The sequence below is a fragment of the Streptomyces sp. NPDC033966 genome (assembly GCF_055575955.1).
The window spans coordinates 19,552-37,229 of sequence record NZ_JBVIRQ010000012.1 but is presented as its reverse complement, the minus strand read 5'-3'; the positions used below and the strand labels follow the sequence as shown (position 1 = coordinate 37,229).

Annotated in this window: 11 protein-coding genes; 4 read left to right on the top strand and 7 right to left on the bottom strand. The window is 74.6% G+C overall.

The features are described 5' to 3' along the window. Positions 1-695: 695 nt before the first annotated feature. The 5 genes from ACZ518_RS29340 to ACZ518_RS29320 all read right to left on the bottom strand — a co-directional run bounded on the left by ACZ518_RS29340 (position 696) and on the right by ACZ518_RS29320 (position 8,038). Positions 696-1,847 carry an acyl-CoA dehydrogenase family protein gene (locus tag ACZ518_RS29340; RefSeq protein ID WP_469116036.1) on the bottom strand — a complete coding sequence of 384 codons (1,152 nt, stop codon included), beginning with the start codon at positions 1,845-1,847 and terminating at the stop codon, positions 696-698. Next, complete coding sequence (locus ACZ518_RS29335; RefSeq protein ID WP_469116035.1) at positions 1,844-3,748, bottom strand: acetyl/propionyl/methylcrotonyl-CoA carboxylase subunit alpha; 1,905 nt, start codon at positions 3,746-3,748, stop codon at positions 1,844-1,846. The genes ACZ518_RS29340 and ACZ518_RS29335 overlap by 4 nt, the downstream gene beginning before the upstream one ends. An 8-nt stretch (positions 3,749-3,756) precedes the next feature. Beyond that, positions 3,757-5,355 carry an acyl-CoA carboxylase subunit beta gene (locus tag ACZ518_RS29330; protein ID WP_469116034.1) on the bottom strand — a complete coding sequence of 533 codons (1,599 nt, stop codon included), beginning with the start codon at positions 5,353-5,355 and terminating at the stop codon, positions 3,757-3,759. After that, a complete protein-coding gene (locus tag ACZ518_RS29325) occupies positions 5,352-7,079 on the bottom strand; it encodes an acyclic terpene utilization AtuA family protein (protein ID WP_469116218.1) in 1,728 nt (575 codons plus the stop codon). Before ACZ518_RS29325 ends, ACZ518_RS29330 begins: the two co-directional genes overlap by 4 nt. 98 nt (positions 7,080-7,177) lie before the next feature. Next, positions 7,178-8,038: a TIGR03084 family metal-binding protein gene (locus ACZ518_RS29320; protein WP_469116033.1), complete on the bottom strand. Its 861-nt coding sequence runs from the start codon at positions 8,036-8,038 to the stop codon at positions 7,178-7,180. Between the two features lie 364 nt (positions 8,039-8,402). On the opposite strand from ACZ518_RS29320, the gene ACZ518_RS29315 reads away from it, so the two are divergent. From ACZ518_RS29315 to nadE, 3 genes are all read left to right on the top strand, one after another. Next, positions 8,403-10,112 carry an alpha/beta fold hydrolase gene (locus ACZ518_RS29315; RefSeq protein WP_469116032.1) on the top strand — a complete coding sequence of 570 codons (1,710 nt, stop codon included), beginning with the start codon at positions 8,403-8,405 and terminating at the stop codon, positions 10,110-10,112. Between the two features lie 145 nt (positions 10,113-10,257). Further along, positions 10,258-11,055 (top strand): alpha/beta fold hydrolase, encoded by a 798-nt coding sequence (locus ACZ518_RS29310; protein ID WP_469116031.1) that lies wholly within the window; start codon positions 10,258-10,260, stop codon positions 11,053-11,055. 750 nt (positions 11,056-11,805) lie between these two features. Further along, positions 11,806-12,627, top strand: a complete 822-nt coding sequence (gene nadE / locus ACZ518_RS29305; protein ID WP_469116030.1) for an ammonia-dependent NAD(+) synthetase — start codon at positions 11,806-11,808, stop codon at positions 12,625-12,627. A 633-nt stretch (positions 12,628-13,260) separates the two neighbouring features. Here nadE and ACZ518_RS29300 read toward each other — a convergent pair. Both ACZ518_RS29300 and ACZ518_RS29295 read right to left on the bottom strand, forming a co-directional pair. Beyond that, a complete protein-coding gene (locus ACZ518_RS29300; protein WP_469116029.1) occupies positions 13,261-14,247 on the bottom strand; it encodes an EamA family transporter in 987 nt (328 codons plus the stop codon). A 47-nt stretch (positions 14,248-14,294) separates the two neighbouring features. Further along, positions 14,295-17,114, bottom strand: a complete 2,820-nt coding sequence (locus ACZ518_RS29295) for an FAD-binding and (Fe-S)-binding domain-containing protein (protein WP_469116028.1) — start codon at positions 17,112-17,114, stop codon at positions 14,295-14,297. 116 nt (positions 17,115-17,230) lie between these two features. Here ACZ518_RS29295 and ACZ518_RS29290 point away from each other — a divergent pair, with 116 nt between their 5' ends. Continuing rightward, positions 17,231-17,638 (top strand): hypothetical protein, encoded by a 408-nt coding sequence (locus ACZ518_RS29290; RefSeq protein ID WP_469116027.1) that lies wholly within the window; start codon positions 17,231-17,233, stop codon positions 17,636-17,638. Positions 17,639-17,678 lie beyond the last annotated feature (40 nt).

Here is a 17,678-nt window from a genome sequence, read left to right as displayed (position 1 = left end):
GCCCCCCTCGGGGGCAGGGTACGTGGTGGCTGAGCCCTTGCCGTTGCCCTGGCCGGGCGGGTGCGGGTGGGGCCTTTGCCCTGGCCCTGGCCGGGCGGGTGCGGGGTGGGTGGTCCCCCTGCCCTGCCGGGCGGGGTGGGGTCGGCGCCGTTGCCCTGGCCGGGCGGGGTGGGGTCGGCGCCGTTGCCCTGGCCGGGCGGGTGCGGGTGGAGCCGTTGCCCTGGCCGGGCGGGTGCGGGTGGAGCCGTTGCCCTGGCCGGGCGGGGGCCGGTGGGTGGTACCCCCCGCCCTGTCGGGCGGGGGTGGGGTGGCTGCGGGGCCGGGGGCGGGGGCGGGGTGGGGTGTCGTCCGGGACGGGCTTCGATGTTCGGCGCCTGATCCGGATTGCATTCGTACGGGGTACCGCGCGCCGAATTCATCTCGTTTTAGTCCCGGACGACACCCCACCCCGTCCCCGCCCCCGGCCAGTACCTTCCCGGCTGGGCAGAGCCAGCCCCGGCCTGCACTCCCCGCCCCCAGCCGGGGGAATTCAGCCCCGCCTGGGGGCACCTCCCAGCGGTAGCTGGGGGAGTTTGAGGCGCGGGTCCGGGCGGAGCCCGGGGAACGGGCGAAGGGCGGGTAGGGGACCTTGCCCGCGCAGCGGCCCACACGCGCCCACCGGCCCCGGCCACGGGAACCCGGGGCTGGAGGCTCGATCAGTACGACTTGGGGAGGCCCAGGGTCTGGTGGGAGACGAAGTTGAGGATCATCTCCCGGCTGACCGGGGCGATGCGCGAGACGCGGGCCGCCGTGATCAGGGAGGCGAGCCCGTACTCGCGGGTGAGCCCGTTGCCCCCCAGGGTGTGCACCGCCTGGTCCACCGCCCGGACGCACGCCTCCCCCGCCGCGTACTTCGCCATGTTCGCCGCCTCACCGGCCCCCGCGTCGTCGCCCGCGTCGTAGAGTGCGGCGGCCTTCCGCATCATCAGGCGGGCGAGTTCCAGGTCGATGTGCGCCGCCGCCAGGGGGTGGGCGATGGCCTGGTGGGCGCCGATCGGCTCCTTCCAGACCTGGCGGGTCTTCGCGTACTCCACCGCACGGCCGAGGGCGTAGCGGCCCATGCCGATGGCGAAGGCCGCCGTCATGATGCGCTCCGGGTTGAGGCCGGCGAAGAGCTGGAGGAGGCCCGCGTCCTCGTCGCCGACCAGGGCGGAGGAGGGCAGGCGCACGTCGTCGAGGACCAGCTCGAACTGCTTCTCCGCCGCCTGGAGTTCCATGTCGATGACCGACCGGGAGAAGCCCGGCGCGTCCCTCGGGACGATGAACAGGCACGGCTTGAGGCGGCCCGTGCGGGCGTCTTCCGTGCGGCCGACGATGAGGGTGGCGTCGGCGATGTCCACGCCGGAGATGAAGACCTTGCGGCCGGTGAGGATCCAGTCGTCGCCGTCGCGCCGGGCGGTGGTGGTGATGCGGTGGGAGTTGGATCCGGCGTCGGGTTCGGTGATCCCGAAGGCCATGGTGCGGCTGCCGTCGGCGAGGCCGGGGAGCCAGGCGTTCTTCTGATCGTCGGTGCCGAAGCGGGCGATGACCGTGCCGCAGATGGCGGGCGAGACCACCATCATGAGGAGGGGGCAGCCCGCGGCACCCAGCTCTTCGAGGACGATGGAGAGTTCGGCGATGCCGCTGCCCCCGCCGCCGTACTCCTCGGGGAGGTTGACGCCGAGGTAGCCGAGCTTGGCGGCGTCGGCCCACAGCTCGTCGGGGTGGCGGCCCTCACGGGCGACGCGGGCGAGGTAGTCGCGGCCGTAGCGCTGCCCGAGGGCGGATACGGCGGCGCGCAGGGCCTGGTGCTCTTCGGTCTCGATCACTGCTGGTCCTCCTGGACTACGGCGAGCAGGGCACCGAACTCGACCTGGTGGCCGGTGACGGCGTGGAGTGCGGTGAGCGTGCCGGAGGCGGGGGCGAGGATGCGGTGCTCCATCTTCATGGCCTCCAGCCACAGCAGGGGCTGCCCGGCGGTGACGGTGGCGCCGGGGGCGAGGCCCTCGGCGATGCGGACGACGGTGCCGGGCATGGGGGCGAGCAGGGACCCCGGTTCGGTGCGGTCCTGGGGATCGGGGAACCGGGGGACGGGGACGAGGGTGTGGGAGCCGAGCACGGAGTCCACGTAGACGGTGTTCGATTTGTGTTTCACGTGGAACATCCGCCGGACGCCGCCGACTTCGAGGGTGACGGCCTCGCGGGTGGCGGCCAGGACGCGGACGTCCGGGTGCTCCACCGGGGCGTAGCGGGCCTCGTGCTCGGTGCCGGCGACGGTGTAGCGGCGGGTCCGGGGCTGGGAGCGGAGGTTGCGCCAGCCGCCGAGGCGGGCGGCGAGGGGGGCGTCGGGGGCCGGGGCCGCTTCGGCGAGGGCCGCGGCCAGGCAGGCGAGTGCGGGGTCCGGGGCGGCTGCGGCAAGGGTGTCGAGGTGGCGTTCGTAGAAGCCGGTGTCGAGCCGGGCGGCGGCGAAGTCCGGGTGGCGCAGGGAGCGTACGAGGAGGTCGCGGTTGGTGGTGAGCCCGTGGATCCGGGCCCGGGACAGGGCGTCCGCGAGGGTCCGGACCGCCTCGGCGCGGGTCGGGGCGTGGGCGACGACCTTGGCGAGCATGGGGTCGTAGTGGACGCCGACCGTGTCCCCGGCGGTGAAGCCGGTGTCGACGCGGACGTGGCCGGGGAGGTCGAGGGTGTGCAGCACCCCGGTCTGCGGGCGCCAGTCCTGGGCCGGGTCCTCCGCGTAGAGGCGGGCCTCGACGGCGTGGCCGGAGGGCCGGGGCGGGGTGAGGGGCAGGGGCCGGCCCTCGGCGATGCGCAGTTGGAGGGCGACCAGGTCGAGGCCGAAGACCGCTTCGGTGACGGGGTGTTCCACCTGGAGGCGGGTGTTCATCTCCAGGAAGTACGGGCGGCCGTCGGCGCCGACGAGGAACTCGACGGTGCCCGCGCCGCGGTAGGAGACCGCGCGGGCGGCGGCGACGGCGGCGGCGTGGAGACTCTCACGCAGGGATTCCGGCAGGCCGGGGGCGGGGGCCTCCTCGATGACCTTCTGGTGGCGGCGCTGGAGGGAGCAGTCGCGGGTGCCGAGCGCCCAGACGGTGCCGTGGGCGTCGGCCAGGACCTGCACCTCGACGTGCCGGCCGCGCTCCACGTACGGCTCGGCGAAGACCTCGTCGTCCCCGAAGGCCGAGAGGGCCTCGGCGCGGGCGGCTTCCAGGGATTCCTTGAGGGAGTCGAGGTGCCGTACGACGCGCATGCCGCGGCCGCCGCCGCCCGCCGCGGCCTTGAGCAGGAGCGGCAGGTCGGCGGCCGTGGCGGTGGCCGGGTCGACGGGGTCGAGGAGGGGGACGCCGGCGGCGCGCACGAGGTCCTTGGCCCGGGTCTTGGAGGCCATGGCCTCGATGGCCTCGGGCGGCGGGCCGACCCAGGCCAGGCCGGCGGCCAGGACCTGCCGGGCGAAGCCGGCGTTCTCGGAGAGGAAGCCGTACCCGGGGTGCACGGCGTCCGCACCCGCGGTGCGCGCCGCCGCGATCAGCAGGTCGCCGCGCAGGTAGGTGTCGGCGGGGGCGGCTCCGGGCAGCCGGACGGCCGCGTCGGCCTGGCGGACGTGCAGGGCGTCGGCGTCGGGGTCGGAGTGGACGGCGACCGTGGACAGGCCCAGGTCGCGGGCCGTACGGAAGATCCGGACGGCGATCTCGCCCCGGTTGGCGACGAGGAGGGAGGTGATCGGTGCGGTCATCTGGGGGCTCACATCCGGAAGACGCCGAAGCCGCCGCGGGCGCCCTCGACGGGGGCATTGTGGACGGCCGACAGGCACAGGCCGAGGACGGTACGGGTGTCGCGGGGGTCGATGACGCCGTCGTCGTACAGCCGCCCGGAGAGGAAGAGGGGCAGGGACTCGGACTCGATCTGGGCCTCGACGAAGGCGCGCATCCCGGCGTCCTGTTCCTCGTCGTACGGCAGTCCCCGGGCGGCGGCGGACTGGCGGGAGACGATCGACAGCACCCCGGCGAGCTGCTGGGGGCCCATGACGGCGGACTTGGCGCTGGGCCAGGCGAAGAGGAAGCGGGGTTCGTAGGCGCGTCCGCACATGCCGTAGTGGCCGGCGCCGTAGCTCGCGCCGATGAGTACGGACAGGTGCGGGACGCGGGAGTTGGACACCGCGTTGATCATCATCGAGCCGTGTTTGACGATGCCGCCCTGCTCGTACTCCTTGCCCACCATGTAGCCGGTGGTGTTGTGGAGGAAGAGGAGGGGGATGTCGCGCTGGTTGGCGAGCTGGATGAACTGGGCGGCCTTCTGTGACTCGGCGCTGAACAGCACGCCCTGCGCGTTGGCGAGGATGCCGACCGGGTAGCCGTGCAGGGTGGCCCAGCCGGTGACCAGGCTGGTGCCGTAGAGGGGCTTGAACTCGTCGAAGTCGGAGGCGTCGACGATGCGGGCGATGACCTCGCGCGGGTCGAAGGGGGTCTTCAGGTCCGGCGGGACGATCCCGAGAAGTTCCTCGGGGTCGTACAGCGGCTCCTCGGCCCGGGGCGGATCGGCGTACGGCTTGCGGTGGTTGAGGCGGGCCACGATGCGGCGGGCCTGGCGGATGGCGTCGTACTCGTCGAGGGCGTAGTGGTCGGCGAGGCCGGACACGCGGGCGTGCATGTCGGCGCCGCCGAGGGACTCGTCGTCGCTCTCCTCGCCGGTGGCCATCTTGACCAGGGGGGGACCGCCGAGGAAGACCTTGGAACGGTCTTTGATCATGACGGTGTGGTCGGACATCCCGGGGATGTACGCGCCGCCTGCGGTGGAGTTGCCGAAGACGACGGCGACGGTCGGGATGCCTGCGGCGGAGAGCCGGGTCAGGTCACGGAAGATCGCCCCGCCGGGGATGAAGATCTCCTTCTGGGAGGGCAGGTCCGCGCCGCCCGACTCGACGAGGCTGATGCACGGGAGCCGGTTCTGGAGGGCGATCTCGTTGGCCCGCAGCGCCTTCTTCAGCGTCCACGGGTTGCTGGCGCCGCCGCGGACGGTGGGGTCGTTGGCGGTGATCAGGCATTCGACGCCCTCGACGGTGCCGATGCCGGTGACCATCGAGGCGCCGACCGGGTAGTCGCTGCCCCAGGCGGCGAGCGGGGACAGCTCCAGGAACGGGGTATCGGGGTCGAGGAGCAGCTCGATCCGCTCGCGCGGCAGCAGCTTGCCGCGGTCTCGGTGGCGGGCGGTGTACTTCTCCCCGCCGCCGGCGAGGGCCTTGGCGTGCTCGGCGTCGAGCTCCGCGAGCCGTTCCAGGGCGGCGGTACGGGCCTTCGCGTGCTCGGCGGCGTACGGGTCGACGGTGGTTCCGAGGCGGGTCATCGGGTCCCCTCAGGAGCGGGTGTCGGGGTGGCGGGGAGGAGGTGGGCCGGGATGTCGAGGTGGCGGGCGCGCAGCCATTCGCCGAGGGCCTTGGCCTGCGGGTCGAAGCGGTGCCCGGAGGCGACGCCGTCGCCGAGGAGGCCGGGGACGGTGAAGTTCAGGGCGCGCAGGTTCGGCAGTTCGTGGCGGGTGACGGCCAGCGCCCGCGTCTCGGGCAGCAGGTCCTGGAAGGCCGCCACGGTGAGGGTGCGGCGCAGCCACCGCCAGGCCTCCTCGCCCTCCGCCCACACGCCGACGTTGGCGTCGCCGCCCTTGTCGCCGCTCCGCGCCCCGGCCACGGCCCCGAGGGGGGCCCGGACGGTGCGGTCGGGGGCCGGTGCCGGGGGTGGCGGTGCCACGGAATCCGGGGCAGGGGGCCGGGACGGGTCCGACGCGGGGTCCGGCGCGGGGTCCGACGCGGGGAACGGCGCGGGGTCCGACGCGGGGTCCGACGTGGGGAACGGCGCGGGGTCCGGCGGGGGCGGGACCGGCAGGCGGGTGCCGTCCGCCAGGACCGCCGTGTGCGGGACGGAGCCGGCCGGGACCAGCGCCGAGGCGAACACCCCGTAGGGCTGGGCCGGTCCCGGCGGGGCCGTCACGTGGAAGCCCGGATAGCTGCCGAGGGCCAGCTCGACCGCGGCCGAGGTCAGCGCCCGCCCCACCCGGTCCGGGGAGGGATCGCGGACCACCAGCCGCAGCAGGGCGCTCGCCTCCTCCTCCGTGTCCGCGTCGGTGTGGTCCGTGCGGGCGAGGGTCCAGCGGACGGACTCCACCTCGCGCAGCGCCCCCGCCAGTTGTGCCCGCACCAGGGCGGCCTTCGCATCGATGTCGAGGCCCGTCAGGACGAACACCACCTCGTTGCGCCAGCCGCCGACGCGGCTGACGCCGACCTTCAGGGTGGTGGGCGGGGGCTCCCCCCGGACCCCGCTGATCCGGACCCGGTCGTCACCGTCCGGGGCCAGGCGGACCGTGTCCAGGCGGGCGGTGACGTCGGGGCCGAGGTACCGGACGCCCTGGGTCTCGTACAGGAGCTGGGCGGTGACCGTACCCGGGGTGACGGCCCCGCCCGTGCCCGGGTGCTTGGTGATGACCGCCGAGCCGTCCTCGGAGACCTCCGCGAGCGGGAAGCCGGGCCGCCGGACGTCGTGGGCGGTGAAGAAGGAGTAGTTGCCGCCGGTGGCCTGCGTTCCGCACTCCAGCACGTGGCCCGCGACCACCGCCCCCGCGAGCCGGTCGTACTCCTGCGGGCCCCAGTCGAACCACCAGGCGGCCGCCCCGCTGACCAGCGCCGCGTCCGTGACCCGGCCGGTCACCACCACGTCCGCGCCGGCCCGCAGGCAGGCGGTGATGCCGGCGCCGCCCAGGTAGGCGTTGGCGGTGAGCGCGTCCTGCCCGTACGGCATCAGGTCGTCGCCCTCGACGTGCGCGACGGAGACGGGCACCCCCACCTTCGCCGCCAGCGCCCGCACCGCCGCCGCCAGCCCGGCCGGGTTCAGCCCGCCGGCGTTCGCCACGATCCGCACGCCCCGGTCGTGCGCGAGCCCGAGGCCCTCCTCCAGCTGCTTCAGGAAGGTCTTCGCGTAGCCGAGGTCCGGGTTCTTCAGGCGGTCCCGGCCGAGGATCAGCATGGTGAGCTCGGCGAGGTAGTCGCCGGTCAGCACGTCCAGCGGGCCGCCGGTCAGCATCTCGCGCACCGCGTCGGACCGGTCCCCGTAGAAGCCGGACGCGTTGCCGACGCGCAGCGCCCGGCGCGTCACCGCCCGGCGCGTCACCGCCCGGCGCGTCACCGCCCGCTCGCCCGCGGCTCGCGGCCCTGGCCGGCCGGGCCCGCGAAGGCCTGGGCGATGTCGAGCCAGCGGTCGGCGTCGGCGCCCGTCGCGCTGAGGGCGAGGTCGGCGCGGTGGGCGCGCTGGGTGACCAGCAGGCAGAAGTCCAGCGCCGGCCCGGTGATCCGCTGCGCGGCGTCCGCCGGACCGTACGCCCACACCCCGCCCCCGTCCGGAGCCGTCAGCTCCACCCGGAACTCCCCCTCCGGCGCCGGCAGGCCCCGGACCGCGTACGCGTAGTCGCGCGCCCGCACCCCGATCCGCGCGACGTGCCGCAGCCGGGCCGTGGGGGTGCGCGGTACCCCGAGCGCGTCGGCGACGTCCTGGCCGTGCGCCCAGGTCTCCATGAGCCGGGCGCTCGCCATGGACGCGGCCTTCATCGGCGGCCCGTACCAGGGGAACCGGGCGTCGGGCGAGGCCGCAGCGAGCGCCGCGTCGAGCGCGGCCCGGCCCTCGCGCCACCGGGCGAGCAGCTCGGCGGGCTGCAGCGCGGCCCCCTCCGCCGCGCCTTCGTCGACGAACGACTCGGGGGCCTTCAACGCCTCCTCCACCATCCGCGCGAAGCCCTCGGCATCGGTGAGGGCGAGCAGCGCGGCCCGGTCGGTCCAGTGCAGGTGGGCGATCTGGTGGGCCACGCTCCACCCGGGCGCGGGCGTCGGCCGCGCCCAGGCCTGAGCCGCCGACTCCCCGACGAGCGAGTCGAGTTCCCGCCCCTCCTCGCGGAGGTCGGCGAGGAGGTCGGCGAGGACGGTGGCGGTGGACGCGGTGGACGCGGTGGCGGTGGTGGCGGACCGGCCTTCGGCGGACGGATCGGGCACGGCGTGCTCCCCTCTCGGCGTGGGGGGAAGCCTGGCAGCCTCCGCTAAAACAATCAAGCATGCTTGCATTATTTTTGCGGCCTGCGTCCGGTTCCCGCCACGCCCGTCAATTCCGTTCCCCTGCGGGCGACTTGATCCTTACCGGCCATCACACAAGGCCCGGCCGAGGACACCGCCGAAACGCGCCACGGCACACCGGGAACGATCAGGGGCGGTTCCGGCCGTACGCCGGGAATGCGCCCTGGCTGCGCCCGTCGCGCGCCGATACTGGAGGCTCCCCGCCCGCGCAGCCGCCGCACCGGGCCCCGCAACCCCCTCCCTCCACGCGCCCCTCCACGCCACTCGACGACGAGGACGGTCCGCCGTGAATCCCGCTGCCCCAGCCGCGTTCCACTCCCTCTATCCCGAGCTCGACGCCACCGCCCTCACCGCCTTCGCCACCGCCCTGGAGAGCGGCGACCCCGCGGGCCTGCCGCCCGCGCGCGCCGCGGAAGTACGGGCCGCACGCGCCGCGGCCGCCTTCAGCCGGGGCAAGGTGACCGGCGCCTGCGGAGACCTGCTCGACGCCGCGCTCTGGCGGCACACCGGCCCCGCGCCGCGGGCGGTGGTCGTGATGCCCTCGCCGTGGACGGGCCTGGGCTGGACCACGTACGCCGTCCAGGCCGCCGCCCTCGCGGCGCGCGGCTACGACGTACTCGCCTACACCGTCCGCGGGTTCGGCCGCTCCGACGGCCAGGCCGACCTCGCCGGGCCACTGGACGTCGCCGACGGCAGACGGGCCCTGGACCACCTACTGGAACGCGCCGCCGGCCCGGTCACCAGGATCGGCTTCCTCGGCGTCTCGTACGGCGCCGGCATCGGCCTGCTCGTCGCCGCGCACGACCCCCGGGTCGACGCGGTGGCGGCGCTCAGCGCCTGGGGCGACTTCGGCGAGGTCCTGTACGAGAACTCCACCCGCCGCACCGCCGCCGTACAGGCCCTGCTCACGTCGGCCGGACGGGCCCGGCTGAGCCCCGAGACGGAGCGGACCCTGGAGGACGTCCTCGCCGACCGGGGCGCAGAGGGCGCCCTGCGGTGGGCGCAGCAGCGCTCGCCGTCCGTCCACGTCAAGGAGTTCAACCGCAGGCAGGTGGCGGTCTTCCTCTCGCACGCCTGGCACGAGACGGTCTTTCCGGCCAACCAGACGCTGAGGCTGTTCGGTGAACTCACCGGCCCCAAGCGGCTCGACCTGTCCCTCGGCGACCACTGCGGCCCCGAGAGCGCGGGACTGCTGGGGCTGCCGAGCCCCGTGTGGACGGACGCGCACCGCTGGCTCGACCACCACCTGTGCGGCGCCGCCAACGGCGTGGAGGGGGAGGCCGAGGTGCTGTCCGAGGTGATGTGGAGCCGCACCCTGGAACCCACCGCCGCCCTGCCCGCACCGGGCGGCAACGTCCGCCGGCTGTACCTCACGGGGGCCGGGGCGTCCGCCGGGAGCGGGGCTCCGGCCGGGGGCAGGGCGCCGACCGGTGTCGGGGGGCTCGCCGGTGTCGGGGGGCTCGCCGGGGAGCCCGAGCACGGCTGGACGGCGGGCGTGCTGTGCGGGGTGGACACGCCGGCCGCCGTGGCCGACGCGGTGGTCCGGTCCGGGTACGCGGAGATGGCGGGCCGCCCGAAGCCGTACCCGGGCGGCGAGATCGGCGCCACCGCGGCCGCGTCCATCACCGCCGCCTGGTGCGGCGACCCCGCCGAGGAGACCCTCCGCGTACGGGGCGTCCCCCGCCTGCGCGTGACGTACCGCGCCGCGAACTCCGGCTCCACCTTCGTCGCTTACCTCCTGGACCTGGCCCCGGACGGCTCGGCCCGGCTGATCACACACGCCCCGTTCAGCGACCTGCAATCCCCGCCGGACAGCCTGATCGGCGCGGACATCGACCTCCAGGCCGCGGCGTACGACGTCCCGCGCGGGCACCGGCTCCTGCTGGTGGCGGCCGCCCGGGACCCCTTCTACGGGGACGCCAACCTGCCGCGCGCGACGCTGGCGTTCACCTCCCCGGAGCCGACGCCGTCGTACCTGGAGGTGCCGGTGGGGTGAGGGGTCCGGGATTCCGCACGATTCCATACGCTCGCGCACGCTCCCGTACGACTGTTTTAGACGAACGTATTGAACAAGCGTATGGATCCTGGGTATGGTTCTTCACGTCAAGGCGAGAACGAACCGCGAAGGGGGCCGAACCACCATGGCCGCGAACGACACCACCACCGCCACCCGCTCCGAACTCACCATCGACGGCCGCCGGTTGTCGTACCTCGACTTCGGCGGCACCGGCCGCCCGCTGGTCGCGCTGCACGGGCACCTGTCCGAGGGCGCCACGTTCGCCGGCCTCGCCCGCGCCCTCAACCCCGAGTGGCGGGTGATCGCCCCGGACCAGCGCGGCCAGGGCGAGTCCGACAGCGCCGCCGACTACACGCGGGAGGGCTACCTCTCCGACGTCGGCGCCCTGCTGGACCACCTGGGGCTGGAGCGCGTCGTCCTGCTCGGTCACTCCCTCGGAGCCGTCAACGCCTACCAGTTCGCCGCGCGCCACCCCGAGCGCGTGAGCGCCCTCGTCAATGCCGAGGGCCCTGCGGCGCTCGGGCTGGACGGCTCGAACCCGCTGGGCTTCCTGCTGGAGCTGCCCTACGAGGCCCCGACCCGCGAGGCGCTGATCGCGGGCCTCGGGCCGGCCGCGCCGTACTTCTCCGACCGGCTCCGGGAGAACACCGGCGGCAGCTGGCGACTGCCCTTCCGCCCCCGGGAGATGTACGACTCCGAGCACCACGTCCACGGCGACCACTGGGCCGACTGGACGGCCTCCACCTGCCCGGCCCTGCTGGTACGCGGCACCAAGGGGGTCATCCCGGCCGACCAGGCCCGGGCCATGACGGAACGCCGCCCCGGCACCGACGTGACGGAACTCGACACCGACCACTTCGTGTACACCGCCGAGCCGGAGGCCTTCGCGGCGGCGGTGGCGCGGTTCCTTGAGGGGGTGTGAGGGGGCGGGGTTCCGCCGGGCGGTGTCAGGGAGGCTTGGGGGCTTCCCGTCAGTCCCATCGTCCTTCCGGTTCGGGCCGGTCCCTCAAGAGCGCTCCCTTCGGTCGCGTCGCTACGCGATGTCGCTTCGCTCCACTCTTGACCGACCGACCCGCCCCGGAAAGCCGAAAGACTGCCGGGAAACCCCCAAAAGAACGGTCACGGGGCAGGAGAGGAGGGGCGGGTCCGTCAGCGATGAGGCGACGGGGCCGGGCCTCGGCCCGCCGGGCATCCGGGCCCTCAAATAGTCGCGATTCCGGTCCGGGGACGCGACTGTGCGCACGAGAGGTTGATCAGAGCGGCCTGCGGAGCCCCCGGGCGCACCAGATCGCTACGCGCTCCTGTCGTCTCAGCGTCCGGCGACCGCCCGTGGCTGATACCCGCACCAAATGACGACCAGAGCAGCGCGGGAAACGCATGGGCGCGCCAGATCGCTACGCGCTCCTGTCGTCTCAGCGTCCGACGACCGTCCGTGGCTGATACCCGCACCACATGCTGATCAGAGCGCTGTGGGAAGCGGACGGGTGCGGCAGATCGCTACGCGCTCCTCGTGCACTTGTGACGGACGTTCGCGGAGCCGTTCGACCAGGAGCGGCTGACGAGGTGGGGACTCTGGGCACGGGACGAGGCGGGGTGCGGGCCGCGCACCGGTTCCTCGCAACCCTTCCGGCTAGGGTGGACGGCACATCGTGAACCGGAACAAGGAGCAGACGTGAGCGGCATCGCCCTGCAGCAGGAGATCGCCCGGGAACTCCAGGTCGCCGAGACCTTCGAGGCCGAGCGGGAGATCGAGCGCCGGGTGGCCTTCCTCACCGAGCGGCTGACCTCCACGGGTCTGCGGTCCCTCGTCCTGGGCATCAGCGGCGGTGTCGACTCGACCACCTCGGGCCGGCTCTGCCAGCTCGCCGTGGAGCGGGCCCGCGAGGCGGGGCACGAGGCGCAGTTCTACGCGATGCGGCTGCCCTACGGCGTCCAGGCCGACGAGCACGACGCCCAGCTCGCGCTGTCCTTCATCCAGGCCGACCACGTCCTGACCGTGGACATCAAGCCCGCCAGCGACGCGGCGCTCGACGCCTCGGTGGCCGCCGGCGTGGCCTTCCGCGACGCCCACCACCAGGACTTCGTGCACGGCAACATCAAGGCCCGCCAGCGCATGATCGCCCAGTACGCCGTGGCCGGCGCGCACGCGGGTCTCGTGGTCGGCACCGACCACGCCGCCGAGGCCATCTCCGGGTTCTTCACCAAGTTCGGTGACGGCGCGGCGGACCTGGTCCCGCTGACCGGCCTGACCAAGCGCCGGGTGCGCGCCATCGCCGACGCCCTGGGCGCTCCCGCCGAACTGGTGTGGAAGACCCCGACGGCCGACCTGGAGACCCTCGACCCGGGCAAGGCCGACGAGGACGCCCTCGGCGTCACGTACGACGACATCGACGACTTCCTCGAGGGCAAGCCGGTGGACGCGCGCGCCTTCGACACGATCGTCAACCGCTACCGCCTCACGGAGCACAAGCGCCAGCTCCCCATCGCCCCCTGAGCTGCGACTATCAGCCCGGACGGTCGTCAGCCGCCGAGAGATGGGCAGCGCGTAGCGATCTGTCGCGCCTGCCCTCTCCTCAGAGCTCTCTGATCGACCTCTGGTGCGGGTATCAGCCACGGACGGTCGTCGGACGCCGAGACGACAGGAGCGCGTAGCGATCTGGCGCGCCCATGCGCTTCCCGCGCTGCTCTGGTCGTCATTTGGTGCGGGTATCAGCCCCGGGCGGTCGTCGGACGCTGAGACGACAGGAGCGCGTAGCGATCTGGTGCGCCCGGGGGCTCCGCAGGCCGCTCTGGTCGACCTCTCGTGCGCACAGTCGCGTCCCCGGACCGGAATCGCGACTATTTGAGGGCCCGGATGCCCGGCGGGCCGAGGCCCGGCCCCGTCGCCTCATCGCTGACGGACCCGCCCCTCCTCTCCTGCCCCGTGACCGTTCTTTTGGGGGTTTCCCGGCAGTCTTTCGGCTTTCCGGGGCGGGTCGGTCGGTCAAGAGTGGAGCGAAGCGACATCGCGTAGCGACGCGACCGAAGGGAGCGCTCTTGAGGGACCGGCCCGAACCGGAAGGACGATGGGACTGACGGGAAACCCCCGAACCGGCTATGAGGCCGCCCGAGGGGCTACCGCCACCCCTCAGCCGGCTTCCCTCTGCTCGTTCCGCTCCCGCTGCGACCGGACCGCACCCATGCTGGCCGCGATCACCAGGGCGATCGCGAGCGCGTCGAGCGCCGACATCCCCTGGCTCAGGATCAGGAAGCCCGCGGTCGCCGCGATGGCCGGCTCCAGGCTCATCAGGATCGCGAAGGTCGGGGCCGGGAGGCGGCGCAGGGCGAGGAGCTCCAGGGTGTACGGGAGCACCGACGACAGCACCGCGACGCCGAGGCCCAGTGCCAGCGTGCTCGGCGTGAGGAGGTCGGAGCCGGCCTCCGCCACGCCCAGCGGGAGCGAGATGACCGCGGCCACTGCCATCGCCAGGGCCAAGCCGTCCGCCTGCGGGAACCGGCGGCCGGTACGGGCGCTGAAGACGATGTACGCCGCCCACATCGCGCCCGCCCCCACCGCGAAGCCCGCGCCGAGCAGGTCGAGGCCGCCGAGGCCTCCTCCGCCGTGGCCGGCCAGCAGGGCTACACCGGCCAGGGCGAGGGCGGCCCACAGCACGTTCACCAGGCGGCGGGAGACGACCACGGACAGGGCCAGCGGGCCGAGCACCTCCAGGGTGACGGCGGGACCGAGCGGGATGCGGTCGATGGCCTGGTAGAAGAGGCCGTTCATGCCGGCCATGGCCACGCCGAAGGCGACGACCGTTCCCCAGTCGGAACGCCCGTACCCGCGCACCTTGGGCCGGCACAGCACCAGCAGCACCAGCGCGGCGGCCGCGAGCCGCAGCGTGACCACGCCCGCCGCGCCCACCCTGGGCATGACCATCACCGCGAGGGCGGCCCCGAACTGCACCGACACCCCGGCCGAGACCACCAGCGCGACCGGCCCGAACCGGGAGGCCCGGGCGGGGGCGGAAACCGGACCGGAAACCGGGGCGGAAACCGGGGCGGAAGCCGGACCGGCAACCGGGGCGGCGGTCGTCGGGGCGGTCGTCGGGGACGAAGAGGATGGTGCGGGCATGAATCCAGACTAAGGGGTGCGTAAGGCCCATCACTGAGTGTTCTGCCTTACATGCCCTGCTCCACCCCCTCCTCCACCCCCTCCGCCAGCAGTTCCGCCAGGTGCCGTGCCCGGTGACCGGACAGCTGCGTGATCTGGGTGCGGCACGAGAAGCCGTCCGCCAGCACGGCCGCGCCCGGTGCCGCCGTGCGCAGCGACGGCAGCAGCTGTTCCTCGGCGCACGCCACCGAGACGGCGTGGTGGCCGGGCTCGAAGCCGAAGTTGCCCGCGAGGCCGCAGCAGCCGCCGCTGAGCTCCCCCGTCAGCCCGGCGCGTGCGCGCAGGCGCCGGTCGGCGGCGTCGCCGAGGACGGCGTGCTGGTGGCAGTGGGTCTGCCCGGCGACGGGCCGGTCCAGGCGGGGCGGGGTCCAGTGGGGTGCGTACTCCTCCAGGGTCTCCGCGAAGGTGCGGACGGCTGCGGCGAGGCGGTGGGCGCGGGGGTCGTCGGGGAGGAGGGCCGGGAGGTCGGTGCGCAGGGCCGCCGCGCAGCTGGGTTCGAGGACCAGCACGGGTCCTCGTACGCCGTCCAGGTCGCCCAGAGCATCCAGAGCATCCAGAGCATCCAGGGTGCGCCGAAGCACCCCGCGGGCGCGGTCCAGCCGGCCGGTTGAGACGTAGGTCAGCCCGCAGCACACCCGGCCCCGGGTGGGAACGGTGACGCCGAGTCCGGCCGCCGTGAGCACCCGGACGGCGGCCCGGCCCACCTCGGGGGCCAGGTACTCCGTGAAGGTGTCGGGCCACAAGGTCACGGCCGGCACCGTCGCCACGGCCGGCACCGTCGGCGCGGCCTCCCCGCCCCCGGACCCCCGCGCACCCCACCACCGTGTGAACGGCACCCCCGCCACCGCCGGCAGTCCCCGCTCCCGGGCCAGCCCGGGCACCCGCAGCACGCGCCCCGCCGCGTTGACGGCCCCGGCCGCGCGCAGCGCGGCGATCAGGCGGAGCCACGTGGGAAGGCCGCCCAGGGTGTAGTGCGAGAGGGGCCGGAGGCGGCCGGACCAGTGTCGGTGCAGGAACTCCGACTTGTAGGCGGCCATGTCCACGCCCACCGGGCAGTCGCTGCGGCAGCCCTTGCAGCCGAGGCAGAGGTCGAGGGCCTCGGCGACCTCCGCCGAGCGCCACCCGTCGGTGATGACCTCCCCGGCCAGCATCTCGTGCAGCAGCCGGGCCCGGCCGCGCGTGGAGTGCCGCTCCTCCCCCGTGACCCGGTACGACGGGCACATCACCCCGGCTCCGCCCGGTTCGGCGGACCGGCACTTGGCGACGCCGACGCAGCGGGCCACCTCCTCCCCCAGCGGCGCGCCGGCCGGGACCACCGCGAACCGGAGGTTCTCGTCCAGCCGGGCCGGGCGGACCAGGATTCCGGGGTTCATGCCGCCCGCCGGGTCCCACACGTCCTTGTACGCCCCGAAGAGCTCCATGACCCGCGGCCCGTACATCCGCGGCAGCAGCTCCGCGCGGGCCTGTCCGTCGCCGTGTTCCCCCGACAGGGAGCCGCCGTGGGCGACGACCAGGTCGGCGAGGTCGCCGGAGAAGGCCCGGAAGCGGGCCACGCCCGGCGCCGAGGCCAGGTCGAAGTCGATCCGGACGTGGACGCAGCCCTCGCCGAAGTGCCCGTACGGGGTCCCGTGCAGCCCGTGCTGCGCCAGCAGCGCCCGGAACTCCCGCAGGTACGCCCCGAGCCGCGCGGGCGGGACCGCGCAGTCCTCCCACCCCGGCCAGGCCATGCCGCCTCCCCCAGACTCCGTCCGGGAGGGGCCCCCAGGGGTCCGGGTGGCGGTGCCCGCCGCGTCCTCCCTGATCCGCCACAGGGCGCGCTGCGCGGCCGGGTCCGTCACCAGTGCCGCATCGAGCGCGTCGGCGTCCCGCAGCAGGCGCCGGCCCGCGGCCTCGTCCGGCATCTCCACGAACAGCCAGGCCCCGCCCCTGGGGAGTCCGGTGGCGCCGCGCACCAGGTCCTCGGCCATGCCCTCGACCGTGAGCGGCCCGTGTCCGAGGAGCCCGGCGGCGGCGTCCGCGGCCGCGCTCTCGTCGGGGTAGCCGAGCACCGCGAGGACGGGCGCGGGCGGCAGCTCCACCAGGCGCACCACCGCCTCCGTGACCACGCCGAGGGTGCCTTCGCTGCCGCAGAAGGCCCGTGCGACCTGCACCCCGCGTTCGGGGAGCAGGGCGTCGAGCCCGCCGTAGCCGGAGATGCGGCGGGAGAAGGAGCCGGCGTCGAGGCCGGTGCGGAGTACCGCGAGGTTGCCCTCGGTCAGTTCCCGCAGTCCGGCCGGCGCCCCCGTCCAGCCCGTGCCGATCCTGTGGGCGGCGCCCCCGTAGCGGACGACCTCCAGCTCCGTGATGTTGTCGGCGGTGGTGCCCCAGGCCACGGAGTGGGCGCCGCACGCGTTGTTGCCGATCATCCCGCCGAGGGTGCAGCGGGAGTGCGTGGACGGGTCGGGCCCGAAGGTCAGCCCGTACGGGCGCACGGCGTCGCGCAGCCGGTCGAGCACCAGGCCGGGCTGGACGACGGCCGTCCGGGCCGCCGGGTCCACGGACACCAGGGCGTTCATGTGCCGGGTGAGGTCGAGCACCACCCCGGTCCCCGTCGCCTGCCCGGCGACGGAGGTGCCGCCGCCGCGCGGTACGACGGGCACCCCGGCATCGGCGCAGATCCGCAGCGCGGCCGCGACCTCCTCGGCGTCGCGCGGGGCGACGACCCCGACGGGCACCCGCCGGTAGTTCGAGGCGTCCATGGTCGCGAGCGCCCGCGCGGCGGCGCCGAAGTCCACCTCGCCGCGCAGCCGGTCCCGCAAGGTCCGTTCGAGTTCCCCGGGTGTCGTCACGGCGCCCACCTTGCCACCGGCGCGCCGCCGTCCCGTCCCGGCACAGCGGCGGTTCCGTAGAGTGGCCTGCCCGGCCGGCCCGCCCGGCCCGGCCGGCCTGACGAGGGGGACCCGACGTGACCAGCAGTACCAGCGGCAATGCCGGCGGCAGTACCGCCGGCGCCGAGCAGATACCCGATCCGGCGGTGCGCCCGGCGGCGGTGGCCCGCAACACACCCGCCCGGATCAGCTTCTGGTCCGCCGCCTGCGGCATCGGCCTGATCGTCGGCATTTTCGTGACGCCGTTGCTGTGGGTCGGCTTCGGCGACCTCTACACCGTCGCCATGGCGGTGTTCGGGCTCGTCGCGATCCCGGCGGGGCACCTGGGCCGGCGCCGCGCCAAACGCCTCGGCGGCCGCGACCGGGGCGCGGCCCTGTTCGGCATCCTGGCCGGCTGGCTGGCGCTCCTGGTCAGCCTGCTGATCATGCTCGCGTACGCCGGACTGATCGCGGGGGTCGCGCTCCTCGTCGACGCCGCGGCCTGAACCACCAGGTACGGAAGGGGCCCGTCCGTCTCACCGGGTG

Bases quoted from the DNA above. Each gene is read 5' to 3' on its own strand.
- ACZ518_RS29310 (WP_469116031.1), top strand. From the start codon at position 10,258: ATGGCCGCGAACGACACCACCACCGCCACCCGCTCCGAACTCACCATC.
- ACZ518_RS29335 (WP_469116035.1), bottom strand. From the start codon at position 3,748: ATGACCGCACCGATCACCTCCCTCCTCGTCGCCAACCGGGGCGAGATC.
- ACZ518_RS29330 (WP_469116034.1), bottom strand. From the start codon at position 5,355: ATGACCCGCCTCGGAACCACCGTCGACCCGTACGCCGCCGAGCACGCG.
- ACZ518_RS29300 (WP_469116029.1), bottom strand. From the start codon at position 14,247: ATGCCCGCACCATCCTCTTCGTCCCCGACGACCGCCCCGACGACCGCC.
- ACZ518_RS29325 (WP_469116218.1), bottom strand. From the start codon at position 7,079: ATGCTGACCGGCGGCCCGCTGGACGTGCTGACCGGCGACTACCTCGCC.